This is a genomic window from Parabacteroides caecihominis (genome assembly GCF_023656785.1).
GTDB classification, from domain to species: Bacteria; Bacteroidota; Bacteroidia; order Bacteroidales; family Tannerellaceae; genus Parabacteroides; species Parabacteroides segnis.
On the sequence record NZ_JAMOKS010000008.1, the window covers coordinates 158,056 to 182,666 of the forward strand.

General features: G+C 44.1%; 20 protein-coding genes. 3 read left to right on the top strand and 17 right to left on the bottom strand.

The window, feature by feature from the left end:
* Position 1 precedes the first annotated feature (1 nt).
* The 5 genes from NBH14_RS08600 to NBH14_RS08620 form a co-directional block, all read right to left on the bottom strand.
* Positions 2–1,204, bottom strand: a complete 1,203-nt coding sequence (locus NBH14_RS08600) for a DUF3868 domain-containing protein (RefSeq protein ID WP_186960926.1) — start codon at positions 1,202–1,204, stop codon at positions 2–4.
* 13 nt (positions 1,205–1,217) lie between these two features.
* The gene (locus NBH14_RS08605) at positions 1,218–1,784 is read right to left on the bottom strand and encodes a DUF3575 domain-containing protein (protein WP_186960927.1); all 567 of its coding nucleotides are present in this window, start codon (positions 1,782–1,784) and stop codon (positions 1,218–1,220) included.
* 523 nt (positions 1,785–2,307) lie between these two features.
* Positions 2,308–3,543 carry a tyrosine-type recombinase/integrase gene (locus NBH14_RS08610; RefSeq protein ID WP_186960928.1) on the bottom strand — a complete coding sequence of 412 codons (1,236 nt, stop codon included), beginning with the start codon at positions 3,541–3,543 and terminating at the stop codon, positions 2,308–2,310.
* Positions 3,544–3,600: 57 nt separating this feature from the next.
* Complete coding sequence (locus NBH14_RS08615) at positions 3,601–5,340, bottom strand: PD-(D/E)XK nuclease domain-containing ATP-binding protein (RefSeq protein ID WP_186960929.1); 1,740 nt, start codon at positions 5,338–5,340, stop codon at positions 3,601–3,603.
* A 64-nt stretch (positions 5,341–5,404) separates the two neighbouring features.
* A complete protein-coding gene (locus NBH14_RS08620; RefSeq protein ID WP_186960930.1) occupies positions 5,405–7,822 on the bottom strand; it encodes a TonB-dependent receptor in 2,418 nt (805 codons plus the stop codon).
* Between the two features lie 199 nt (positions 7,823–8,021).
* Between NBH14_RS08620 and NBH14_RS08625 the strand changes: the two genes are divergently transcribed.
* Genes NBH14_RS08625 through NBH14_RS08635 form a run of 3 tightly spaced genes read left to right on the top strand, consistent with a single transcriptional unit; the run spans position 8,022 to position 11,810 of the window.
* A complete protein-coding gene (locus NBH14_RS08625; protein WP_186960931.1) occupies positions 8,022–9,878 on the top strand; it encodes an SLC13 family permease in 1,857 nt (618 codons plus the stop codon).
* 50 nt (positions 9,879–9,928) lie between these two features.
* Positions 9,929–10,891: a DUF2156 domain-containing protein gene (locus NBH14_RS08630; protein ID WP_186960932.1), complete on the top strand. Its 963-nt coding sequence runs from the start codon at positions 9,929–9,931 to the stop codon at positions 10,889–10,891.
* Entirely contained in the window at positions 10,845–11,810 is a 966-nt protein-coding gene (locus tag NBH14_RS08635) for a GNAT family N-acetyltransferase (protein ID WP_186960933.1), read from the top strand. The genes NBH14_RS08630 and NBH14_RS08635 overlap by 47 nt, the downstream gene beginning before the upstream one ends.
* Before the next feature lie 20 nt (positions 11,811–11,830).
* Here the strand turns inward: NBH14_RS08635 and NBH14_RS08640 are convergent, their stop codons facing one another.
* The 12 genes from NBH14_RS08640 to NBH14_RS08695 all read right to left on the bottom strand — a co-directional run bounded on the left by NBH14_RS08640 (position 11,831) and on the right by NBH14_RS08695 (position 24,611).
* On the bottom strand, positions 11,831–14,227 hold the full coding sequence (locus NBH14_RS08640) for a glycoside hydrolase family 95 protein (RefSeq protein ID WP_186960934.1): 2,397 nt from the start codon (positions 14,225–14,227) through the stop codon (positions 11,831–11,833).
* 38 nt (positions 14,228–14,265) lie between these two features.
* Entirely contained in the window at positions 14,266–14,490 is a 225-nt protein-coding gene (locus NBH14_RS08645; protein ID WP_007659224.1) for a hypothetical protein, read from the bottom strand.
* A gap of 242 nt (positions 14,491–14,732) precedes the next feature.
* Positions 14,733–15,956, bottom strand: coding sequence for a glycosyltransferase family 4 protein (locus NBH14_RS08650; RefSeq protein ID WP_186960935.1), 1,224 nt, complete (start codon positions 15,954–15,956; stop codon positions 14,733–14,735).
* Positions 15,953–16,924 carry an NAD-dependent epimerase/dehydratase family protein gene (locus NBH14_RS08655; protein WP_186960936.1) on the bottom strand — a complete coding sequence of 324 codons (972 nt, stop codon included), beginning with the start codon at positions 16,922–16,924 and terminating at the stop codon, positions 15,953–15,955. Before NBH14_RS08655 ends, NBH14_RS08650 begins: the two co-directional genes overlap by 4 nt.
* A gap of 36 nt (positions 16,925–16,960) precedes the next feature.
* Positions 16,961–18,052 carry a glycosyltransferase family 4 protein gene (locus NBH14_RS08660; protein ID WP_128133485.1) on the bottom strand — a complete coding sequence of 364 codons (1,092 nt, stop codon included), beginning with the start codon at positions 18,050–18,052 and terminating at the stop codon, positions 16,961–16,963.
* 4 nt (positions 18,053–18,056) lie between these two features.
* A complete protein-coding gene (locus NBH14_RS08665) occupies positions 18,057–18,458 on the bottom strand; it encodes an acyltransferase (protein ID WP_284705595.1) in 402 nt (133 codons plus the stop codon).
* A gap of 198 nt (positions 18,459–18,656) precedes the next feature.
* A complete protein-coding gene (locus NBH14_RS08670; protein WP_128133483.1) occupies positions 18,657–19,415 on the bottom strand; it encodes a glycosyltransferase family 25 protein in 759 nt (252 codons plus the stop codon).
* Between the two features lie 2 nt (positions 19,416–19,417).
* Positions 19,418–21,736: a GumC family protein gene (locus NBH14_RS08675; protein WP_186960937.1), complete on the bottom strand. Its 2,319-nt coding sequence runs from the start codon at positions 21,734–21,736 to the stop codon at positions 19,418–19,420.
* 7 nt (positions 21,737–21,743) lie between these two features.
* Positions 21,744–22,526 (bottom strand): polysaccharide biosynthesis/export family protein, encoded by a 783-nt coding sequence (locus NBH14_RS08680; protein ID WP_010803427.1) that lies wholly within the window; start codon positions 22,524–22,526, stop codon positions 21,744–21,746.
* Between the two features lie 21 nt (positions 22,527–22,547).
* Positions 22,548–23,291, bottom strand: a complete 744-nt coding sequence (locus tag NBH14_RS08685; RefSeq protein WP_010803428.1) for a glycosyltransferase family 25 protein — start codon at positions 23,289–23,291, stop codon at positions 22,548–22,550.
* The gene (locus NBH14_RS08690; RefSeq protein ID WP_010803429.1) at positions 23,266–23,568 is read right to left on the bottom strand and encodes an HU family DNA-binding protein; all 303 of its coding nucleotides are present in this window, start codon (positions 23,566–23,568) and stop codon (positions 23,266–23,268) included. The genes NBH14_RS08685 and NBH14_RS08690 overlap by 26 nt, the downstream gene beginning before the upstream one ends.
* Positions 23,569–23,591: 23 nt before the next feature.
* Positions 23,592–24,611 (bottom strand): glycosyltransferase, encoded by a 1,020-nt coding sequence (locus NBH14_RS08695; protein WP_186960938.1) that lies wholly within the window; start codon positions 24,609–24,611, stop codon positions 23,592–23,594.

A 24,611-nucleotide genomic window follows, 5' to 3' on the forward strand; every position in this document is an offset into this window, starting at 1 on the left:
TTCATTCATCCTCCGTTTTATCATCCTCATAGCGCACGATCACTTCGATGCGGCGCAGCCTGGGGAAGAAATGTCTCAGCATATCTTTATAGGGCGATCCGCCCTGTAACTCCATCAAATGCCTTTCCCGTCCGTTGAAAATACCATAGCGTGTGATCACCCGTAAGGCTGCCTCCCGGTAAGGTGGCTGGTCGCGTTCCAGCAAATCGACCAAACCTTCCCAGTCTTCCGCTACCGACGAGACCTCAACCAGTCCGCGAGGAATGCCGTACACGCCGCACAGATAGATCGAGAAGAAACGCGACCGGGCTTCGGCCAGCCGCTCATTATCTCCATAATTGCCATCGGGCGAGCAATAACCGCAGATACGGACACTCCTGACCGAGACAAAATGCTCCCGCTGCAACGGGGCGAACAGACGGTCGACCTTATCGATCTCATAACGGTTGTTTTTCAAATCAGGATGGATATCGTCTTTACCGATCGGATAGTCGAAATAGAGAACCAGGCTTTCAGTGTTCACGGGTTTCCGGACAGGCTTTGCAGGGATACTAACCGGAACATTTACTTGTTCCTGTGCCTGACACGGGACCGCATTGGCACTATCGACTGTGGCAATCCTCTTTTTGACAGGGAGAGGCCTGTTATCTTGCAATCCCGCGTCAGGCACGGGAACGGGACGGTGTTTCGGATCATATGCCGGGCAGTCTTTCAATACTATATGCTGCACCAGGGTATCGACACCCAGCAGTTGCAGGTCGCAACAATCTTTCACCTCCTGCCGGAGAAGCAGCCTTGCATGCTGCATCCAGGAGGCATAGGGTATGGATATGCGGTACTTTATATTCTTGGAAACGGTCTTATGATTGTCTATCAATACCAGATAAGGAGTTGGAGCAACCTCTCCGGAAGCCAACGCCCTCTCCCTGCGTTCAAAGCGGAACCGTTTGCTGCCACTGATGATAACAGGAGGTAATTCCACCAAAGTGTCCTGTTTTTTCACCGCCTGCAATACCAATGTGAAAGATACGGATGTCAGGTTATTGACATGTACATCGTTCAGGTCCATTTCAAGAAATAGTTGCAGGCTGTCGTTCCTAACAGAGATTTCCTGCGGCGAAATGCGGATACCCTGTAGCATTGCCGGGAAAAACAGCGTTCCGGCAAGTAATACATATATATAATGTAGGATTGTATGTTTCATTTATCAGAATATGTTAGCGTAAGAAATAGACGATAGAAAAACCGATACGCGTCGGACCGAAATAACTACGGGTGTAGGCCCCGACAGGTTCGGCACATTCAGCACATTTATATTTGGTGTATTTCATCGAAACATAACCGCCGCCGACCATCGCCTCCATACCCCAACGATCTCCCAAAGCCCAGTGGTAGCCATAAGTTAGTCCGCCACCGTAAAGGTCGCCTCTCAGCACATAATCTTTCAGACCGGAGATAAACGGAATCATGCCGATATTGAAATGACCGTAATGACCGTGCACTCCGAAGAAATGCCCTTCAAACTTGCGGCACGGCCAGAAGCGGACTTCCGGCTGTATCAGGTACAGGTTCAGACGCATATCATCCGGAAACTTCCAGGCGTTATAGGCACCCCAGATATCCATGGTGAATTGACGTCCCATCCCGAACTCCACTCCGGCATTCGGGGTCGTGGTCGCCCAAAACAGGAGATTCGTTTTCAATGCGGTTTGTTGTCCATACATATTTGTCGTTAGCAACAAACAACCGGTATACAGCAGCGATAAGTAAAGAACCCTATACATTATATTAATACTAGATTTGGTAACCATCAGTGCGGTTCTGTCTCTTGGGAAGAGACGGAATGGATAAAACAGAAGACACGATAAACCGGGAGTTCCGGGCGGTTTTGTTATCCCATCCAGAGGGAAAAGAACGCTCCGAATCAACATTCCGAAAACAAAAATGGAAGAGGTAAGACGGGATGGATTAAAAAGTGCTTGTTTTTCAAGTTATATCGCCAAGCACTCCAAACCGGATAGAGGGCAGCAACAGGACAACAAAATATAAACATCAGATATTCAATAGCTAACAGACAGAAAAAGGAGTAGAAAGAAAGACATAAAAAGACTGGAAAGAAGACTGGACAAGAAGCCTTCCTTCTTAAAAGATGTAACAATATTCAAGAAATACATGAATATTAAGGCTAGCCATGTGGAAAAATACCCTATTACATGGTGCAAGTATAAAAAAGAGTTAGTACATTTGCCAAGTTTTAACACTGACTGTCACACCCATTCCGTCTCTTCCCAAGAGACAGAACTTCCTTCACAAAGCAGATTTACAAACAGGTTTTGATTTACAAGTCCTCTTATGTACTACAATTTCATTGGCACGATCCACTTGCGAAGTATCCAGGAACGCCATATAAATATGCGTGGTTTTAACCGAATCATGCCCCATGCCTTGGGAGATGAGTTGCTCGGATACCCCCTTCTGTGCCGCCACACTTGCCCAGGTATGACGCGCCACATAAGTAGACAGATCCACACCGACCATCTTGCCCAGTTTCTTCAGACGCTTGTTCTGAAGACGTAATGCACTCTGATAATCGAGATAGTTGGGATACGAACCTTTTAGAACGGGAAACAGGTAAGGACCGGCATTTTTATATCGCGCAATCAGTTTCTTCATTTCAGGAAGCAGGCGTATCTGCAACTCCTGTCCCGTCTTGCGCCGGATATAAACGATACGGTCCCCCACGATATTCTTCTGCGTCAGATGTGCGATATCCACAAAAGACATTCCCCGGGCATAATAAGAAAACAGGAACAAATCGCACGCCAGCAACAACTCTGGTGACAGCAGCTGCAAAGCGACAAGGCTAAGGATCACCTCCTCATGCACCGCCCGTTTGCGGGTCTTCTCGATACGGGTAGTTACATCTTTGAAAAGACCGGGATAGCTTTCCACCAGTCCGTCACGGACGGCATGGTTCCGGATCGCACGGAAGCTACGCATATAAAAAGAAACGCTATTGGCACAAATACCGGAATCAAACAGATACGTCTCATATTCTTTCAGAAGGAAAGGGTCGATCTCGTCGAGTCGCAGATCCACTCCGCCACGATACTTCATAAAGCTGTTCAGCGTGCTACGGTAATGACGAGCGGTTTCCGGCTTATCTTTCTCCTCGAACTTCCCGACCAATTTCTCCACATACTGCACTAAGCAGGAGACGGAAAAACGTTCTTTGCAGGAGGCTACGATCCCATCCAGGGTGAAAGCTCCTTTTTTCTCCATCGAATAGATTACAGACCGGACCGTCCGGCAATCGCGGACCAGTTGTTCGCGGATCACACGCAACTCTTCATTACGTCCGCCCATCATACCCCCGGAGATATTGATGTCTTCTTTTGCACCGTCCCACTCTTCTTCGGACAACAGGTACGGCAACGCCATCTTACGGACTTCACGACGATAGATTATCTGCACATAGAGCGGCATACGCTTCCCCACCTCTATCGACTTACGCCTTTTTACTTTTACTGATACGTTATACATACTATTCTCATTTTGTTATCCAATATAACAAAATGAGAACAAGTTTGTATCTGTAGTTTACTCAGTCAGTTCACACACATCCAATTCCCAACCTTTAAAAACAAGGGTAATCAAACGAAGTTGAGTATCTCCTTTCGTTTGCTGCACTTTAGGATCGCCAGCATAACGACGAAGTTGTTCGGATGCTTCCATTTTTAAAGTAGCTATTTCCGCATTGGAAGCATCCCGGCGGGCATACTTTACTTCAACAATATAACTGAATGCTATTTCCGGCTGGTGAAGCAGGTCAGGCATCATATAAAAGTCTGCATATTTTTTATAGGGTTCATGTTCTGGATGAATAATATATGTACGATTAAGACCTAAATAAGCTAACAAAAAGCCTCTAATATGAGCTTCTCCTTCAATAAACTCACGGATAGAACTCTGCCGTTTTAATTCTGAAGCAAAATATCGAAATGCAGGCTCCCAAATGCCATCATAAGCCATATCCTTTACTAAATTATTTAAATAATCCAGCTCTAAAACAAACATTTCTGCTTCACGATATGCTTCAACTAAATAACCATATAATTGCTCACGTACTGTCAAATTAGGAATACCTAAAATCGTATCACCACGATCTATCCCACAAATAGAAAGTAAACCATAATAATAAAGTAAACTTTTAAAATTGTCCGGCTTAGCTAAATCTTCTGCAGGAAATGCAGTTTTGATTTCAGCGACAATATTTCCATTAGCTACAATATCATGGATAATTGAAGCATTTAATCCAAAAGACTTATCCAAACGAATTAAATGACGTAATTTATTATAATCTGTACGGATATTATTATCTATCATGTTGGATGGTGCTTCCTTTAAAGGCAAATAATAATTCAAAAAATATAAAATCATATCCGAATTAAAAATCCGTTCACCCAATGAATCCATAGAAAAACAATAATTATTATACCAAGGGGCCATCGTTTCAATTAAATGGTCAATATCCTCAGATATATCTCCTGTTTCTTTATAATAAGTGAGCATCTGCCTTAATTCACACTCACTAAAACCGATAATATTATTGAAACGAGCATCACAACTCATATTGGTTCCAATATTAAACCCACTCGTCACATCATCCATCGTAACCGGCGAAACTCCTGTAATGAACATCCGCTTGATCGGTCCATCTCCTGTCGCCCCCTCTTTTATCAAATTGAAAAAGAAACGAAAGAAACCTGCACCATGAGTCAATGTCTTATAGTGAGTAGTTCCGGCATTGGCAAGAATAGCATTACTGAAATTATCATATTCATCAATCACCAGATAAATGGGTAGTTCCAATTCTTTCGCTTTCGATATAATATATGAAAATTTAGCTGTGGCTGACGGAGCATTTTTTATTTCTTCTGCAAAACCTGATTCAAAACAGGAAGCATAAGCATTGGCAAATTCCATAAAACGTAAATGGCAATGCCATTCAAACGATTCCATCAATTTGTCAGGATCAGGATTAACAGCTGAGAAGTTAAATGAAAGAATCAGATATTTACCTTGTTCTTCTGTTGGATGCTTACCTATATATAAATCTCCGAAAAGTTCTTCAAATGAATCTTTCCGGTTTATATCATAATACCAGGAAAGCATATTTACAAATAAAGATTTTCCGAAACGACGGGGCCGTATAAGAAAAAAGAATCTTGCCGCATTCTCCACTAAAGCTATATAGCTCGTCTTATCCACATAGTAATAATTATTCGCTCTAATCAACCTAAAATCGGTAACTCCATAAGGTATATTTTTCGCTGCCATAATCCTGTCTTTTTATTGTTGAAGCAAATATAGTCAATATATTTTAAGCTGTGTACCTATGGTGCTAATGATTTGTTCCTTCAAACAAATCATGATCTTCCCGTTTCTGTGAACTCTTCGCTTTGAAATTATTAAAGGTATAACTTAACGTCAACGTGATAAGCGGATAGTTCGGACGGATCCGGGTAATGGATTGCAGGTCGGACGTGGTGATCTTGCTGACATAACGGGCCGAATTGAAGACATCGCGGAAAGCCAGCGTAGCAGACAATTTGCGGTTCATCAACTGCTGCCGGAGAGCCAGATTCACATACCAGAATGCATCGGTCCGTCCCTGCGTAGTCACGGAAGGGCCGACAAAATTACCGTCCAACTGGATACGGGTCGATTTGCCCAGGTCGAAGGCATTATTCCAGATAATATCGTAATTCGTGCTCTTCTCGTTCGTTCCGTTCAGTTTGTACTGGTTCTTTACTTTGTAATGATACAGGCTGCCATTCAGGTTCACATTCCACCAACGGGTAAGCTGAACCTGGCCGCTCAACTCCAGTCCGGTCGAATAATCATGACCGACATTCGCCATCGAATCCAACGTCACACCCGCTTCATAAGGGACACGCAAACGCTCGATCTTATCTTTCCGGCTACGATGGAAAACCGTAGCGGAAACCGTATGCTCACCGATATTCTTCTTATAATTAAGTTCGAAAGAGTTGATATATTCCGAACGGATATCCGGGTTACCGATTTCTGCCGAATAATAATCGCGATAGGTAATATAAGGTTCCATAAAGAAAAGTTCCGGCCGTGTGATACGCCGTGAATAGGAAGCCATCAGCTTATGATCTTTCGGGAACGTATATCCCAGATGTATCGAAGGGAAAAACTCAAACTTATTATATTCACGGTCTTTGCCGGGAATGGAACTGCGAAGCACACGATGCGTATGCTCTCCTCTTACACCTGCCTGGAAATCGAACGATTTATAGCTGTCACCGACAATCGCATAAATCGAATTGATCCCGTGCTGGAAATAGAAAGTATTGTAGATATCGTCCCGCCAATAAAACTCCTGCTTTTCAGGACTCCAGAACTGCATGCTGTAATCGCCGTCCTCCAGGTAAGAGAAATACTGGTAACCCGCTTCAATATGGCCGGTCTTGCTGTACGGATAGATATAATCCATATTACCGCGAACCGTCCAGCGATGTTCGTCCTCCCAGGCACGGTGCCCCTGTTCGCGCTCATTCTTTTTATTAAACAAGTCGCTCTGGAAATACTCCATGGCATCCCCTCCGTATTTCAGATAAAAACTACCGGTCAGCTGATGTCCCTTATCATTAAACTTATGGTCGAAACCGACACTCCCCTGAAAATAAGTTTCATGCAGGTCATAATCGTCGCGACTATAATAATCGCCATTGGCAAAAGGCTGGCTGCCGACCACCCGTTCCTCCGTATAATCCAGGTCACCGGTACGGGTACGACCGCCATAACCGCCTTCCAGATCGGCATTGAACGTCGTATGGGGTAATGTATACATCCACCCAGTTTTCAGGGAATAGTTGAAATTATTACTTTCACGAGGACCGTTCGAATGGGATGTCGTTGCGGTATCGGCAACGATCGTAGTCTTTTCCTGATCAAAATCACTTTTCCGCAAACGGTCAGTCCAGCCTCCGCCAAAATACCAGCGGGATGATTTGTTCTGTTGCGTCAGCAGGAAATCCACCCCTCTCGACAAAAATGTGCTACCAGTCAGGTTGACCATTCCGCTGAATCCATGCTGTGCATGCTTCTTTGTAATGATATTGATGATTCCGACATCGCCCCCTGTATCATGGCGGGCGGAAGGAGTCGTTATGATCTCGATATTTTCAATATGGCCGGATGGGATCTGTTCCAGAGCCTGTGTCCCACTGAACACGCTCGGCTTACCGTCTACATACACCATAAACCCCGTACTTCCACGGAAAGATACTTCGCCCTCGGCATCCACGCGGATAGACGGCGTATTCTCCAGAATATCGACAGCCGTTCCTCCGCTTGCCAGCATATTCGAAGAGGCCTCGATCACCTTCTTGTCCAGTTTATAGATGACCTGTTTCTTTTGCGCCACGACTTCCACCTCGGCAAGCCCGACCTCTAGCGGTTTCATAGGAATCGTCCCCAAGTCGACTACTGCCGACGATGATGCGAGCACAATATTCTGCCGGGTAAACAAATCATAGCCTACCAAGCGGATCATCAGGCTGTATTCCCCGTTCTTCACATCTGCAATTCCAAAACTTCCGTCCATATCGGGCAAAGCATGAAACACAGGATTATCATCTCCCTTTTTAAAAAGGAGAACGTCTGCAAAATCCAAAGGCTTATTTGTTCCGGCATCCACAATTTTCCCTTTGATACGGGTTAACGGAGCGGCAGTTACAGACAGACTAAAACACAATAAGGCCACAATGAGACAAAAACACTTCTTCATTTCTTTACATCAGTCGTTGTTAACAATTTCGCGAAGATAGTATATTCATTACTGCCATGCAATTATTTATGTAGGTTGTATCCTGTTTTCTACTATTTTTGCATAAAAATTGAAGTATCGGGTAAACATATGGGTGTCTTTTTCAGTTAACTATACTGGAGGGATTCGTTTTTAGTAAAAACCATTTTAAGTACATTTTATGATAACAACTCTTATTATTCTGGCCCTGTCGGCAGTCTTTTTTGTCAATGGAAAAATACGTTCAGACCTTGTTGCACTTTGTGCACTGGTCTTGTTAATGGTGTTTAATATCCTCACACCGGAGGAAGCGCTTTCCGGTTTCTCCAATTCCGTTGTCATCATGATGGTCGGTTTGTTTGTCGTAGGCGGAGCTATCTTCAAAACCGGACTGGCAAAAATGATCGGCAGTAAAATACTTCATCTGGCAGGTACGAGCGAAATCAAGCTATTCATATTAATCATGCTGGTAACAGCTTTTATCGGTGCATTCGTCAGCAACACCGGGACAGTCGCGCTGATGCTCCCTATTGTTGTCAGCATGGCGGTCAATGCTAATATCAGTCCGAGCCGTTTCCTTATGCCGCTTGCATTTGCAAGTAGTATGGGAGGTATGGCCACCCTGATCGGTACGCCTCCTAACCTTGTGGTGCAGGAAGCTCTTTCCAATGCCGGATACAATGATCTCTCTTTTTTCTCGTTCACCCCGATCGGAATAGTCTGTATAACGGTAGGACTCATTGTTCTGATCCCACTCAGCAAATGGTTTCTGTCAAAGAAAGAAGATACCCAAAAGGATACATCTACCGGACGTTCACCACAGGAACTGTCAAAAAAATACAGCCTTTCCGATAACCTGTACCGTGTACGTGTTCACAAAGACTCATTGGTAAAGAATAAGAAACTGCATGAATTAAATATCACCAGCCTGTACAACCTCACCATTCTGGAAATACGGCGCAAGTCTTCCTCACAAAGCCGCTTCATGAAGACAGTCGACCAGAAACTGGCAGGTCCCGAAACGGAAATTCAGGAAGAAGATATATTATATGTATTCGGAGACTACCATAATATAGACAAATTCGTAAAAGAAAACCGGCTGGACCTGACGGAATCGAAAGTTTCGGAATTTACCGGAGATAACGAGAAACTGAGCGTTCGTGAAATCGGTATTGCCGAAGTCCTCTTGATGCCCGACTCCAAACTGATCAACAGAGCCGTTAAAGACTCCGGCTTCCGTGATAAATACTCCGTAAACATTCTGGGAATAGAACGCGGAAACGAATATATCCTTTCCGATGTGAAAGATATAAAGATGCATGCCGGCGATATCCTGCTGATACAAGGAACCTGGGACGATATTGCCCGTATGAGCAAGAAGCAGTCGCAATGGGTAGTACTCGGCCAGCCCGTCGAAGAGGCCTCCAAAGTGACACTCGATTATAAAGCCCCCGTTGCAGCCGGTATCATGGTCCTGATGATCGCCGCCATGGTGTTCGACTTTATCCCTATCCCTCCTGTCGCAGCCGTATTGATAGCTGCCATACTGATGGTACTTACCGGATGCTTCCGGAATGTGGAAGATGCCTACAAGACAATCAACTGGGAAAGTATCGTTCTGATAGCCGCCATGCTGCCGATGTCGCTGGCACTGGAGAAAACAGGAGCATCGTCGCTTATTTCCGAAAGACTTGTCGGAGGACTGGGCAATTACGGTCCGTTGGTCCTGATGGCAGGAATCTATTTCACAACTTCGTTGCTGACAATGTTTATCAGTAATACGGCAACAGCCGTGCTCGTAGCCCCCATCGCATTACAGTCTGCCATATCCATCGGTGTAAGCCCCTACCCGTTCCTGCTTGCCGTTACAGTAGGTGCCAGCATGTGTTTTGCCTCGCCGTTCTCCACACCGCCCAATGCGCTTGTGATGTCGGCCGGTAAATATACTTTCATGGATTACGTAAAAGTCGGGCTCCCGTTACAAATTATTATGGGAATTATTATGATATTTGTGCTGCCTTTATTATTTCCGTTTTAAACATTAACGGACATTTATTAGTTTTATATTTGTACGACAAAAAGAAAAGTATGAAGATTCCTTTTAAACCAATTACAATAGAGGATAAAGAACTTATTACGTCATTTATCTATCCTCACAATTATCGCAATTGCGATTACTCGTTTGCCAATATCTGTAGCTGGCGTTTCCTGTACGACACGGAGTTTGCCGTTGTCGACGGTTTCCTGCTGATCCGTTTCTGGATAGAAGACAAAAGCCGGTTGGTCTATATGACACCTGCCGGAAAAGGAGACCTGAAACATGCGTTGGAGTTACTCGAAGCTGATTCGCTGGAACACGGACACCCGCTCTGTATGCTAGGCGTCACACCGGATGCCAAAGACATCCTGGAGGAAGCGCTGCCTGGCGGATTTTTCTATATCCCCGAACGTGACTATTTCGATTATATCTATCTGCGTGAAGACCTGGCATTGTTGAAAGGCAAGAAGTTCCAATCCAAGCGTAACCATATCAATAATTTCAAGAAAAGATATGAATACGAATACGCCCCCATCACTCCGGAACTGATTCCACAGTGCCTGAAGCTGGAATGTAAATGGTATAAAGCCAATGAGACGGAAGATGATGCGGAAGACCTGAATTTCGAACGTATTTCGATGACTTACGCGCTCAACCATTACGACGAACTGGGCCTGCTCGGAGGAGCATTGCTGGTGGATGGTAAAGTAATAGCTTTCACCTTCGGCGCACAGATCAATCACGACACCTTCGGGGTGCATGTGGAAAAGGCGGATGTGAACTATGAAGGCGCTTACACTGTTATCAATCAGGAATTCGCTTCACGCCTGCCGGAAGAGTTCGTCTACGTCAACCGCGAAGAAGACCTCGGCATCCCGGGATTGCGTCAAGCGAAACTTTCTTATAACCCGGTCATACTATTGGAAAAAAGTGCCGCGATTAAGAAAACGCTAAACAATAAACAAGATGAACAAGCAGCAAATAATCGATCTGTGGCGTCTCTCCTTCAATGATACGGAAGAGTTTATACGCCTTTATTTCGACCGGGTATACAAAGAAGAAAATACCCTCGTCATCGAAAAGGACGGACAGGTAGTATCTGCCTTGCAGATGCTGCCTTATACCATGACTTATTATGGTACGGAAATATCCGTAGCCTATATTTCCGGAGCTTGCACCCTGCCTTCCATGCGGGGAAAAGGCCTGATGAAACAACTGATGCAAAAGGCTTTCGATGAAATGAAATACCGTTCGGTTGCCGTAGCGGCACTGATTCCTGCCAATCCCTGGTTATTCGATTATTACCGGGAACTGGGATATACGGAAACGTTCGACTGCTCCGAGGATACGTATATACGTCCGGAAACACCGGTCTACGCTCCTCAGATAACCGTTGTACCACCGGAAGTTCCTTCCCTGGATCAACTATACGACTATTTCAACCGTAAAATCCGCGAAAGACAATGTTGTGTCCTGCACACTAAAGATGACTTTGTCACCATTCTTCGCGACTTGCAACTGGATGGCGGACAGATGCTGACAGCATTAAACGAAAAAGACCAACCGATAGGGATGGCCTTCACTCTTCCGCCGGATCATACACCTGGACTTTCCGAAGACAAGAAACAGGTGTACGTAAAAGAATTCTTTTATGATGATGACCGGGTAGCCAACCTCTTACTGCAAGAGGCCACTTTGCAAAACAACGTGAATAAGGCTATCTATAAAACACCTCCGGTCGTACCGGCAACCCGTCCGGTCGGAATGGCCCGCGTAATCGACACCGAGCGCCTGATACATCATTGGCTGTCCACCCATAAAGACAGTCCGTTTACAGAACAGAATCTGAAGGATATGGACATTCAGACACTCACCCGGATCGTTATGGGATACCCGAACCGGGAATCATATATGAGTCTGATGCTGGATTAATCCGGCATCAGACTGCTGTCTCAATCGTAAGTTACTTCAAATATATCTCCTTTTTGTAAATCGATCCTGACAATACCGTAAGGAAGAAGGATAGGGTCGATTTGTTTCTTATTTTTATAATACTTTTCATGCCCGGTCCGTTCGGGTAATTTCAGCTTTAAGGTATTATTGACCTTAGCAGTAACCAAAGCATGTTTAACAGCCTTATCATTCCAGGAAAGGTCGATTTGAAAACCTCCGCGGGCACATAATCCTTTGTAACTACCGGAACTCCACTCTTCGGGCAGGCAAGGTAAAAGCTCTGCATATTCTTCATGACTCTGAAGTAACATTTCAGCAATCCCGGCTGTTCCCGCCTCATTCCCGTCGAAGACAAATATATCCGTCGGCGCACCAGCAATACCTTTCGGGGAGATAGTCAGCATGTTTTCGCGGCTCAACTCATTGATAAGCCCCAGCACACTTCCATAAGCCTTTTTACTGTCCTTCAAACGGGCAAAGAAATTAATCATATTCGCCCGGCTCCACTCCACATCTTCCCAATCAGCGGCATTCAGGCGCCGGTCGATAGAAACAGCGGCCGCCTTCGCCAACTCCGGCGTATCGTCCAAACTGATTTGCGAATAAGGATACAACGCCAGCAGATGGCTGGTATGACGGTGATTCGGAACCGCCTCCTCATAATCCTCCTGCCACTCCTGAACCTGTCCATATTTTCCTATTTTGAAAGGAGGCAACCTGTCGATAGCATCTATCACACGTCCTCTGAACTCTTCATCCACCTGCAACAACTCCGAAGCATTCTGGCAAGCATTCAGTATCTCATAAACAATCACCCTGTCGCATGTCGGCATCATAGAAAGCGACAACTGCTTCCCGTCCAAAAGGAAAGCATTCTCCGGAGAGGTAGACGGACCGGTCATCAGGTAACCGCTATTCGGATCTTCTATCATATAATCGAGGAAAAACAAAGCCGATTGTTTCAATACAGGATAAGCTCTCAATAAGAAGACCTCATCGTTGGTAAAACGGTAATAATCCCATAAATGGGAAGCCAGCCATGCCCCTCCCGTCGGATGAAGTCCCCAGCCTGTCCCCCAACCCGGAGCAGTAAATCCCCAGACATTCGCCATGGTATGAGCCACCCAGCCTTCGCAACCATACACAGTCTTAGCAGTCTTTGTTCCGGCTTCGGCCAACGCTCCTATATAATCGAACAAAGGGACATTGCATTCACTGAGGTTACAGACATTGGCCGCCCAGTAATTCTGCTGCGTATTGATATCCAGATGATAATCGCAACTCCACTGCATATTGCACGCCAGATTATCATTCCATATCCCCTGAAGATTAGCCGGCAGCGGAGAATTTTCTCGTGATGCGGAAATCAATAGATAACGCCCATACTGGAAAAATAAAGCAATCAGGTCCGGGTCTTCATTTCCTTCCTTCAACAACTTCAGGCGTTCATCGGTAGCCATCTCATTCTTTCCTTCTCCCAACGAAAGAGCAACGCGGTTGAATAACCGGCCGAAATCTGTTTCATGCTCTTGTTTCAACGTGTCAAATCCTTTCTTTTCAGCACCGTTCAAGGCAGACGAAGTCATTTCTTCCATATCCCCCGGAACGAAATCGGTGCGAAGGTCAGCAATGAGCACTACTTCATCCGCATTCTCCACCGACAAACTTTCTTTGTTCTGCCTGATGCTTCCACCTTCCGCCAGAACCTTTATCCCACCGTAAAAGTGAACACCTCCGGGACCGAATGTAGGAAAATCGACCTGTCCCGAAAAACTGATGGTATTCTTATCCGTCGTAACGGCAGACTTTCTCAATACATTCAAACCAACCTCGAAGTTCTGTTTTCCCTTCTCCGAAGCACTCAACCGTATCACCAGGACATTAGCCGGATTGGAACAGAAATACTCACGGTTATAAGTCACACCATCCTGCCGATAAGAGACCGATGCAATACCTTTGGCCAGGTTAAGCGTACGTATATAATTTTCGACAGTTCTGTTTCCTTGTGCGAAAGCCAGCTCTATATCACCGAACGGCACATGAGTTCCAAAAGAATTAGGAACACCGACCAACTGCTCCGAAGCCTGTGCATTCCCTTCCTCCAGTTTACCGTCCAGGAACAGTTGCTGTATATTTCTCAAAGCCTCTTTTCCAAAAGGCTTCTCCTGCCCCGCATCCTGTTGTCCGGACCAAAGCGTAATCTCATTAAAGGCTACCTTTTCTTTCTCAACGCCACCGAACACCATACCGCTCAGCCGTCCGTTCCCTATCGGCAACGATTTCATCCAATCGTCCGAAGGCTCGTCATACCACATCTTCACCGGGTTTTCCTGGGCAAACCCCCCCTGCACGACAAGACCTAAACTAAAAAAGAGACACAACCATTTGTTTTTCATAATAACACAACTAAATATTTATATCATGACAAACCGCATCAACACGATTCGTTCTTTTTCTTTTCCAGCGCCTGTTTATAAAGTATGTCCTGAAGTACGGTATACTGGGCAACATAGCTTTCTTCCATCATGCCATTAGCCTCACTCGCCCCGTCTGTCTCCACAAACAGACTGATTCTTTTACTCATTTCTATATACTCGTCGAAACCTTCATTAGAAGAGTTCAATACACTGATAATCGTTTTGTATCTCGGGGTATCCATAATTATCTATTAAATTTTAATTCAACAATAAGACACAACCCGTTTATAAATAAAACAGGTTGTACAAAGATAGAATAAACAAATTGGATATCCTAGTTGCACAACCTGCGTTTCTTTTATGGAAAATGTTCAGAGATGATAAAAGCACAAATGCACTAAATCCAAGGCAATAATGAGGTATTTTTGCACTAAATCCAAGGTTATACTAGTTTATGGAGCCTGTAGTAACTCTTTCCATTAACTTATAATGGCTCAGACTCTATCGAGCCTATCATTTTCTCCAATAGAATATCCGGACGCAGATAAGTTTCCGCATATCTCCGGTTCCGTATTCCAACCCGGCTGCGCTCGGATTCATCCATTTCGACAAAAGCCACTATTTTCCGCACCAACAAATCCGAATCGCCGTGGGAGACGGATATATTTCCGAGACAATGACACAGGATATCCGTTATATGGGATCGGTCAGGACCGATATACAATACAGGCTTACCAATGAACATCGCTCCGTATATCTTATTCGGATGCGTAAAACCTACACAACCCTCCCCTAAAGAAACAACCTGGATATCTGCCGATCCCAATGACAAATGAATCTTTTCACGCGGTTGATAAGGCAAAATCAGGATGTTATCCAACCGATATTTTTCTTTGTATTCACATACTTCTTGCAGACGGACTCCGCCTCCGATATGGACAAATAAAAAACGCTTGTCCTCTTTCAGCCTGACCGCAGCCTCCAACAACGTAGTCAACGGATGCATGACAGAATGATTACCGGAATACATAATCACGATCCTGTCCCCAAAACCGTTTTCTCTCCGGAACGGATTCTCCATCCGCCCGCCTTCATAAACGGCAGTCATCACCGGCCATACCGGAATCACATCGATACCCATCTCGTCAGTATGCAAACGTTCGGAAATATGCCGTTTCATATAATCATCCAGGACAATAATCTTATCGGAATGACTGAATATATAATCTCCGCACTTCTGCATAACCTTCGCCGGAGTCGCATCAGTTTTAATATAACCGGCAACCATTGAAAGTTCAGGCTGCAAATCCATCGTCCAGTATACAAAACGTATTTTCTTCATCCGGGCTATCTTTATTCCGATATACGACAACAAAGGCGGACTGGTCAAACCGAGCATCACATCGCATGCAGACCGTCTCAACGCCAGCAGCCGGCACATTATCAATACATTGAAACTCAGAAAATCCGCCAGGCGTCCCAGTTTCGTCCTTTTGCCAAATCCGGTATTAAAAATACGGCAGATACGGACCCCGTTACAGTACTCCACAGCCGGATAGATTATTTCCGGATGCTCATAATTATGACGGCTGGTAATGACAGTAACATCATGTCCGTGGTCGGACAGAGCTTGCAACAAATCAACCAAATGTTGTGCCACGGAAGCAGTGTCCGGCCAGTAGACCTGTGAGATACAGACTATTTTCATTTATTCTTTTCCTGTACTTGTTCATTTATCCATCGGTAGGTCAATGCCATCCCTTTAGACAACGGCCAGTTAGGCGCCCATCCCAGTTTCTCCTTAATCAGACGGTTATCGGAATTACGGCCGACAACACCCAGCGGACCGGGAATATGTTTTATATCCAAATTCTTGCCCGCAATCTCCATCACCATTCCGGCCAGGCCGTTGATACTGATCATCTCGTCCGATCCGATATTTACCGGTCCCATAAACGCATCCTGACTCATCAGGCGGCGCACACCTTCCAGGCATTCATCGATATAAAGAAACGAACGGGTCTGGTTTCCGTCCCCCCACATCTCGATCGTTCCGCCATCGGGCGTTTCAGCCACCTTACGACAAAAAGCAGCCGGCGACTTCTCACGTCCGCCCTCCCAGGTTCCTTCCGGACCGAAAATATTATGGAAACGGGCAATACGCACATCCAGCCCCTTATTACGATGGTAAGCCATATACATACGTTCACTGAACAGTTTCTCCCAACCGTAGTCACTGTCCGGTCCTGCCGGATAGGCCGAATCCTCCGAAGTAGTCGGATGCAAAGCATCCATCTGGTTACGTTCTGGATAGATACAGGCAGAAGACGAATAGAAAATTCTCCCCGCATTCCGTTTATAAGCCACATCCATCATATTGATGTTACACATTACCGAATTATGCATAATATCGGCATCATTCTCACCGGTAAAAACAAAACCGGCACCCCCCATATCGGCAGCAAACTGATAGATTTCGTCAAACTTACGATCGACGGCACGGTTACATACATCCATGTCGCGCAAGTCACCGATCATAAAATCATCGGCTTCCGTCGGTGAAAATTCCGGATACTTCAAATCGACACCTTTTACCCAATACCCCTCATTTTTGAGGCGTTTAACCATATGGCTACCGATGAAACCACCGGCGCCACAAACTAATGCTGTTTTCATGTTAATTGTGAATTAAATTAATAATGAACTTATATTCTATTTACTCTGAGAATTAACAAAAGATTGGAATAGCATATCCCATTTTTTATAAACCGCTTCGGAGTTATAGTTTTGAAATACGAACGATCTCCCATTTTCCCCATACTCATTTCTCCTATCGAGACTATCCATCAACTTTAAAAGAGCCGTCTTTAATCCGGAAATATCCTCCGGTGGAACCAGGATTCCTCTATCCTCTCCTATTATATCGGCAGGCCCTTCCGGACAATCGAAGGAAACAACCGGTAGTCCGCAGGAAGTCGCCTCTAAAAGACTCATTGGAAACCCTTCAAAACGGGAAGACATGACATAAATGGAAGAAGACAAATATTCAGAAATTACATCTTGCGTATACCCTTTCAGGAATACATATTTTTCCATATTACACATCTTTATCTTTTCCGCTAAAAAAGCATGCATCTCTCCCTCCCCGAAAATATCCAGATGCCAGTCGGGATAATCTTTCCATATATATTTGACAGCTTCCAGTAATAAGTCATATCCCTTCTGGTTAGAAAGGCGCCCTATCGAGAGGATTCTTTTTAATGTCAGATCAGCTTCCCCTTTTGGTGTAAAAGTCAACATATTAGGTATGACTTCGACATTTTTCAGCCTCCGCCTGAATTTATCGGCATCCTTCTCAGTGAGAGACACCAGTTTATAAAACGATTTATAGACATATTCCCGAAAAAAAAGGATGGGCAAAGGATAGATATTATATAAGTTATGTTCGCAGGCAATCGATTTCTTAGAAAAACCGGAAAAATATAAATACAGGTTAACTAAGAAGTTCTGCCCTATAAACAGGCTGGAATCATTTTTACGTATCATTTCCCGAAAAGAAAAGAAAGACCGGATTATCCGCAATAAACGCTTAAATGGACTACTGTGAATAGAATACGCTTCACTGGTTACATAAACGATACCCACCTCTTTTTCAAGAAAGAAAGCCGGCGATATATTCTGACGGAATAGGGAAATGATCCGCACCTCATGTCCTTTTCTCACCATAGTATTCGCTAATAAGGTTGTCGTTCTTTCTGTCCCGGCTTTGGCTGTGATATCTACCACTATAAATGAAATTTTCATCTGATTATTCTTTACTGTCAATACTCCTATACTTTATTATCCTGGCAGGATTTCCGGCAATCACCACGTTTTCCGGAAATTTGCCACACACCACACTACCGGCTCCTACAATTGAGTTTTTTCCGATAACGGTTCCCTTTAGAATAATTGAATTCATCCCGACAAAGCAGTTCTCGCCGATAGAAACCGGTTTCATTTTCAGATGAAGAGGATCGGTCGTAAAATTCAGTCCCGGCTCAAATGCATGGAAGTCATTATCTACGATCTTACAGTTGGCTCCTATAAACGTATTATCTCCTATCCGTATCTCTTTCATGGCATAAATCGTCGAACCGGATATACCGACATTTTCCCCGATATGTATAGTTCCTCCATGCCTTGCCACCAGTATCGTCCTTTGATACATGCCTAACAAATTATATACTGGCGTACTACAGAGTCCGGACCCTTTACCTATCGAAATAGACGAATTCCTGAATGCAAGGATTATGCTGAACCCGACCAGATTAACCCGGCCCAGATATCTGATTTTCTGAAATAAGTAAAGTAGATATAATGCTAACAAACGTATCATCCGATCATTTCAATTAATGTGATAGCCCACTTACAATCTGAATTTCACGATCTTCAACCTCCATAATAAACCATATAATTTGTAATCAAAAAATCTGGTCATTCTGTATTTAAAGGAAGTCTTTCGTATCCCGGATGATTTGCGATCCTGGATTATTTCCGACTCAACCAGTTGTTCGGAAGAAGCTCCAAATGCCAGATACGGATATATCCCTAACAGATAAATCCCATGCCTGAACATATATTCAAAATCATCGGCAACAATAAACGGTTTGTTGACCGATAATAATTTTTCAGCAGCATGCCGGTTCACCAAATAGGCACAAGTCCCCACGGCTTTTATGAACCGGTAAAAAGAATAACTTCCTAACTTAGAAATATCTTTCGTGAAATAAAGCTGATGGGAAGCCAGTGTGATAATACAACTTTTATCAGAAATCATTACCTTATCCATATTTCCAAATATCCAATTAACATCATCGGGATGCTGAAAAAAAACATCATCTTCCAAGATCAACGCATATTTGCAATCCGACCAAAGCAATCTGCGATAGCACTCCCTATGGCTTAGCGTACAGCCAATTTCTCCAGGTAGCGGTTCACGGTCATATCTTGAATAAAATCTTTTCCGGTCAAATAACTGTCCTATCTGTACCTCCATAAGTTGCTTCCCGTTCACAGCCTCCACCCATTCGATATCCAGGAAAGAATAGCGGGAGACCTCCTCCAGAACCCGTTCTCTTCGTTCGACGGATTCTTTCATATTTATTATATAAGTCTTTATTTTCATCACTATTCCTTTTTATTTCCGTATCCATAGCCATAATAACCATAATAGCCGTAATAGCCTGCCTGCTCATAACAGACTTCATTCAGAACAACAGCCATATGTGACAATCTGCCATCCGTATAAAGTTTCTCGACATCCGGCAATAACCGTCGGTCGAAACGTCCTTCACGGATCACATAAATGCATAAATCGGCAATCCGGTTAATTACCTGTGCATCCGCCACTACTCCATAAGGGACAGTATCTATCAGAATAAAGTCATATTCCCTTCTTAATTCCTCCATCAGCATGTCCAGACGATTGCTGAGCAATAGTTCTGCCGGATTGGGAGGAACTGGCCCGGAGGTAATAACATCCAGGGTATCATGCCATTCACTTTTCCGGATAATATCCCTGATGCCCGACACCTTGCCGGATAAATAATTAGTTATCCCTGCCGGCACAGTTCCATCTTCACTCTTTGCCGAACCTTTACGAATATCCATTTCCAACAAAATAACCCGCTTACCGGCCAATGCTAATGCCACAGACAAATTGGCTGAAATAAAAGTTTTCCCCGAACCCGGATTAAATGAAGTAAACATGATCGACTGTACTTCTCCTTTCTTGCTCAGCATAAAGTCCAGATTGGAACGAATGACACGGAACGCCTCCGAAACAGCGTCGCGCCCTTGTTCGTGTACCACCACCAAACCTGATTTTTTCGATTTACGAGGTATTTCCCCCAGAAAAGGAATGGTCAGATTCTCCTCAATATCTCTACGCCCACGTACTTTTACATCGAGTAACTGACGGATATAGAAGCATAAACCGGGAACCAATAAACCAACCAGAAAGGCTACCAATAAAACAATCAAGGCATTTGCTCCCGCCATTTCGGCCGCATAAGCACTATCCACAATACGCAGATTGCTGTCGGCCGTAGCCAGCGACAATGCATTTTCTTCCCGTTTGTTCAATAGATAAAGAAACAGTTCTTCTTTGATTTTTTGTTGACGTTCCACCGACAAAACATATTTCTGCTGAGTCGGAATACTACTGATCTTCCCGATTTCAAGCATCTGCATTCTACGGGTATAATCCAGCTTCATATCGATCGCCTCTTTCGTATTTCTCAGGCTTTGGGCGATAGCATTCCGTAAGGAGGCCAGTTGGCTGCTTCGCTCTTTTACGGCAGGACTATTGTCACCCGCATTCACCATCAACTTATTCCGTTCCAATAATGTCGTGTTATATTTATCGATCATTCCCTCCACACCGACACTCGTTATACCAGTGTTAGCCGGAAGCAAATGTTCGTTTTTCAACGGGTCATGCAGATACATCTGTACCAATTCAACCAATTCCCTCTGGTTGGTCAATTCGGTGATCTCCATATCATGCCTGTTCCGGTTTCCCAAATAGATTTTAGCTTCTTCAGCCAAATCCGCCGATTGATTCTGCTTCCGGTAATTTTCAATATTATTCTCCACATCGCCCAATTCTTCATTGATCAACTGCAAACGTTCGTCAATAAAAAGTGCCGTACTGCGAATAATCATGTTCTTATCCTGCATCGACTCATCCACATACGCTTGTATCAACGTATTCAGGATATCTTCTCCCCGCTTTGCATCTGTATCCTGGTAAGTGAGCGTTAATAAATTGACATCTTTAGCCGACCGCTCGACTTCGAGCCCGTCCAGATATAAACTGATAAGCGATTTACGATCACTACATGTTACCTGTATCGGAACATTCAGCCATTCGTCATTGAAAAAAGAAGTACGCCTGACAATCATCCTACCCAGCGGGCTATTCTGCGGCTTGCCAAAAGTATATTTCATCACACCATCCGGATCATCCTCCAGCCCTTTTATCCGAAAGCCGCCTTCCGGCAAAGGGATAACGGAGAAAATAGCCGGTTTGGAAAAAGAAGAATCCGGAAAACTGATTTCCACCGGAGAGTCGGTATATAAATCCCTGCTTTTCAACCCGTCATCCACAGCATAGTTGATATCCAATCCTAACCGCCGTATAACTTCGCCCATCAACAAACGGGATTTAAAAATCAGAATCTCCCCGTCGATATTATTGCCATCCTCAAACAACTGTTTTTCATTGAAGGCTTCCTCCGATTTCGCTGTATTTTTTAACTGAACAACTGCTTCCCGTTTATAAACAACCGGGACAGTACGTATGTAAACAAAAGCCAGCATGAGGCAGATGAACACCGACAATGCAAACCAATGCCATTTAATAAGCAATACATCCCAGACTTTACGAATATTCAACTCGCTTTTCAAATGCCATTCTTCTATATAAGGCTTATCATCATTCATAAGTATTTTATTTAAAGATAAGTACGCAGGTTGACATCAGGAACGAAATCAAAGACAACCAGGTGCCGACGTTGGTGAACTGATTCTGGGTACTTGCTTCCGCCCGTACCCGGTTAGGTTCCACATAGACCAGGTCGTTCTGCTGCAAATAAAAATCAGGAGAATTGAAAACATCCCTCGAACGCAGGTCATGATACAGAATCGTCCGTACGCCATCCGTTTCCCTGACCACGGCAACCCGGTTACGACGTCCATGGATTGTCAAATCACCGGCAAGCGCCAAAGCCTCGAACAGAGTGACCTGATCAGAAGTGATGTTATATGAACCGGGACGATTCACTTCGCCCAACACTTGTATCCTAAAATTCTGAAAACGAACTGTTACTACCGGATCTTTTATATAATCCCCTTTCTTCAGCTTGTCCTGAATCAACTCTATCAGTTGGCGCCGGGTCAATCCCTGTATTTTGAGCCTTCCCAACAGAGGGAAATTAATGGTCCCGTCCTGTTCTACCAGATAACCACGGTTATTATATCCTGCTCCGTAATTTCCGGAATAATTATTTCCCCATGACAGGTTGTTAAACGGCTGTAATAACTCAGGTTCGGCACAACTGACGGAAATATCCAAAATATCATTTTTCCTGATTTTTATTTCAACGGAATCGGAGACATCCATCCGCTTAAACAGGTCATCTCCTTGCAAGTAAGCGATATCTTTTACTTTTCCGCAAGAAGAGAATAAAAGAGAACAAAACAATACAGCAAATAAATAATTGATTATTTTCATATATCTAATTTTATTAATCGGTTATCTCACAGACAGTATATGTAATAAGAGCAATAATCGCCGGCAACCGCCTCTGAAGAAATTCTGCAATCTATAGCGCACGGGGATATCCGTCACGTATTCTATATCTTGCTTGCCCTGTTGAATATCCGTCCCCATACTGTCACCTGTAGAAAAAAGCGGGAATAATCCATACACCTTTATTCCTTTCAAATTCATATACTGATAATCGTCAGCCAATACCGACGGGAAATCCGTCAGCAGTTTTTTCGCCACATTCCGGTGTATCAGATAGACATAAGTTCCCAGTCCGAACCATACCCGGTACATACTATATCCGTTTCCCATATCCCTCCCTCTGGTAGAACTCACCGACAAAAGAGAATAGATAAATACACCGCCTTTCTCTTTTTTCAGCATCTCGCAACATTCAGTCATGACAGCATCCACAAGCTCGGGTTTAAGAAAAACAATATCATCTTCCAATATCAATGCGACCTCTTCGTCCGAATTTAATAATCGGCGATAACATTCCTGATGGCTCAGGGTACATCCGACCTCGCCCGGATACGGATGCCGCTTATAACGATAAGTAAAGCGTTTGACATCAAACAGTCGCTCCGTTTCTTCCGGTAAAAGCCGGTATCCGTCTACCGCTTCCACCAGCTCGACATCCATACAGGCATACCGGGCGGTCTCTTTCAAGATATACTCCCGGCGATCTGCGGATCGCTTCAAATTAATCACATATGTCTGTATCTTCATGTTTCTCATTCAATAGTTCCAGTAACCCTTTTCCCGGTTTAAATTTCACGCTCACTCGCTTACGAATCGGACATTCCACACCCGTACGCGGATTGCGTCCGAAACGTTCTTTTTGTTGCCAGGGTTGAAAGTGCCCGAAATTTTGTAACAACACAGACTCATCCTTCCGGATCGATTCTCCAACTACGGCACACAGGGTATCCACTAATTGAGAAGCCATAGTAACCGTTACCGACATGCGGCTCGCTATTTCTCTAGCCAAATCATTCTTATTCATATCCTTCAATATTTATTAATAGATTATTTGATTTTCAAAAAGAGATATTTGATTTCATAAAACAAGAAGAGGAGAACCGGTAGTCTGAAATACACAGCAACAGACTTATAGGCCAATGATCCCGGCCGAATGATATACTTCTTGAATTTACTCCGGTCGGCACTCATGACTAACCCTCTCATCCGTTTATAACGTTCTATCCATGACAATCGGTCGTGTACAAAAATCGAACCGGCAGTCGATTCACAAAAGAGGTAGATATAATAATTATCCGCAACCAGCATCAGCCTGGGATGATTAAGACCTTTCTTTTGTAGAAAATCAGAGAAACCATCCCATCTTTTTTGTCTCGAATCAGAAAGGAAATAATCATATTTCGCCTCTGTCGTCAATGAAACCTTTTGTTTCATAACATGATATAAAGTAAAAGGCACACCTTTCAGCTTACTGACATGACTATAATATGTATAATTAAAAATCGTATCCTCTCCCCAATCGATACCGACAGGGAAACGAATGTGATAGTCTTCGATGATCTTTCGTGCATACAATTTATTCACAGGTCCAAACAAGAGCTTCGAATCAAAAAAATAATAAGCAATCAAGTCCGCTCCACTATTATCCAACAAAAACGATTCGTCACTTTTTACCGGCATCTCCTTGCTTCGTACTCCCTGGCTGTCAAATTCATCCTGTCCGCAAAACGACATTGTATCTTCGCCGACTGCATCATATAATAGTTGCAAATAAGTCCTTTCCACCCAATCATCGCTGTCGATAAATGCAATGTATTGTCCCCGGGCCAATTCCACCCCCCGGTTGCGGGCAACGGAAGCGCCACTGTTCGATTGACTATATACCCTGAAACGGGAGTCTGTCTCTGCATAATGGCGGCACACCGATAAGCTCCCGTCGGTAGAACCATCATCTATCAAAATACATTCCCAATCTGTAAAAGTCTGGGACAAAACAGAGTCCAGGCAACGGGCCAAACAATAAGCTCTGTTATATATGGGAATTATTACTGAAACTTTTATATTCAT

What these genes read in the sequence shown, in the direction of transcription:
- NBH14_RS08630 (WP_186960932.1), top strand. Translation starts at nt 9,929, where the DNA reads ATGAAGATTCCTTTTAAACCAATTACAATAGAGGATAAAGAACTTATT.
- NBH14_RS08605 (WP_186960927.1), bottom strand. Translation starts at nt 1,784, where the DNA reads ATGTATAGGGTTCTTTACTTATCGCTGCTGTATACCGGTTGTTTGTTG.
- NBH14_RS08640 (WP_186960934.1), bottom strand. Translation starts at nt 14,227, where the DNA reads ATGAAAAACAAATGGTTGTGTCTCTTTTTTAGTTTAGGTCTTGTCGTG.
- NBH14_RS08670 (WP_128133483.1), bottom strand. Translation starts at nt 19,415, where the DNA reads ATGAAAATAAAGACTTATATAATAAATATGAAAGAATCCGTCGAACGA.
- NBH14_RS08610 (WP_186960928.1), bottom strand. Translation starts at nt 3,543, where the DNA reads ATGTATAACGTATCAGTAAAAGTAAAAAGGCGTAAGTCGATAGAGGTG.
- NBH14_RS08660 (WP_128133485.1), bottom strand. Translation starts at nt 18,052, where the DNA reads ATGAAAATTTCATTTATAGTGGTAGATATCACAGCCAAAGCCGGGACA.
- NBH14_RS08655 (WP_186960936.1), bottom strand. Translation starts at nt 16,924, where the DNA reads ATGAAAACAGCATTAGTTTGTGGCGCCGGTGGTTTCATCGGTAGCCAT.
- NBH14_RS08635 (WP_186960933.1), top strand. Translation starts at nt 10,845, where the DNA reads ATGAACAAGCAGCAAATAATCGATCTGTGGCGTCTCTCCTTCAATGAT.
- NBH14_RS08615 (WP_186960929.1), bottom strand. Translation starts at nt 5,340, where the DNA reads ATGGCAGCGAAAAATATACCTTATGGAGTTACCGATTTTAGGTTGATT.
- NBH14_RS08695 (WP_186960938.1), bottom strand. Translation starts at nt 24,611, where the DNA reads ATGAATATAAAAGTTTCAGTAATAATTCCCATATATAACAGAGCTTAT.
- NBH14_RS08680 (WP_010803427.1), bottom strand. Translation starts at nt 22,526, where the DNA reads ATGAAAATAATCAATTATTTATTTGCTGTATTGTTTTGTTCTCTTTTA.
- NBH14_RS08675 (WP_186960937.1), bottom strand. Translation starts at nt 21,736, where the DNA reads ATGAATGATGATAAGCCTTATATAGAAGAATGGCATTTGAAAAGCGAG.
- NBH14_RS08625 (WP_186960931.1), top strand. Translation starts at nt 8,022, where the DNA reads ATGATAACAACTCTTATTATTCTGGCCCTGTCGGCAGTCTTTTTTGTC.
- NBH14_RS08600 (WP_186960926.1), bottom strand. Translation starts at nt 1,204, where the DNA reads ATGAAACATACAATCCTACATTATATATATGTATTACTTGCCGGAACG.
- NBH14_RS08685 (WP_010803428.1), bottom strand. Translation starts at nt 23,291, where the DNA reads ATGAAGATACAGACATATGTGATTAATTTGAAGCGATCCGCAGATCGC.
- NBH14_RS08665 (WP_284705595.1), bottom strand. Translation starts at nt 18,458, where the DNA reads ATGTATCAAAGGACGATACTGGTGGCAAGGCATGGAGGAACTATACAT.
- NBH14_RS08690 (WP_010803429.1), bottom strand. Translation starts at nt 23,568, where the DNA reads ATGAATAAGAATGATTTGGCTAGAGAAATAGCGAGCCGCATGTCGGTA.
- NBH14_RS08650 (WP_186960935.1), bottom strand. Translation starts at nt 15,956, where the DNA reads ATGAAAATAGTCTGTATCTCACAGGTCTACTGGCCGGACACTGCTTCC.
- NBH14_RS08620 (WP_186960930.1), bottom strand. Translation starts at nt 7,822, where the DNA reads ATGAAGAAGTGTTTTTGTCTCATTGTGGCCTTATTGTGTTTTAGTCTG.
- NBH14_RS08645 (WP_007659224.1), bottom strand. Translation starts at nt 14,490, where the DNA reads ATGGATACCCCGAGATACAAAACGATTATCAGTGTATTGAACTCTTCT.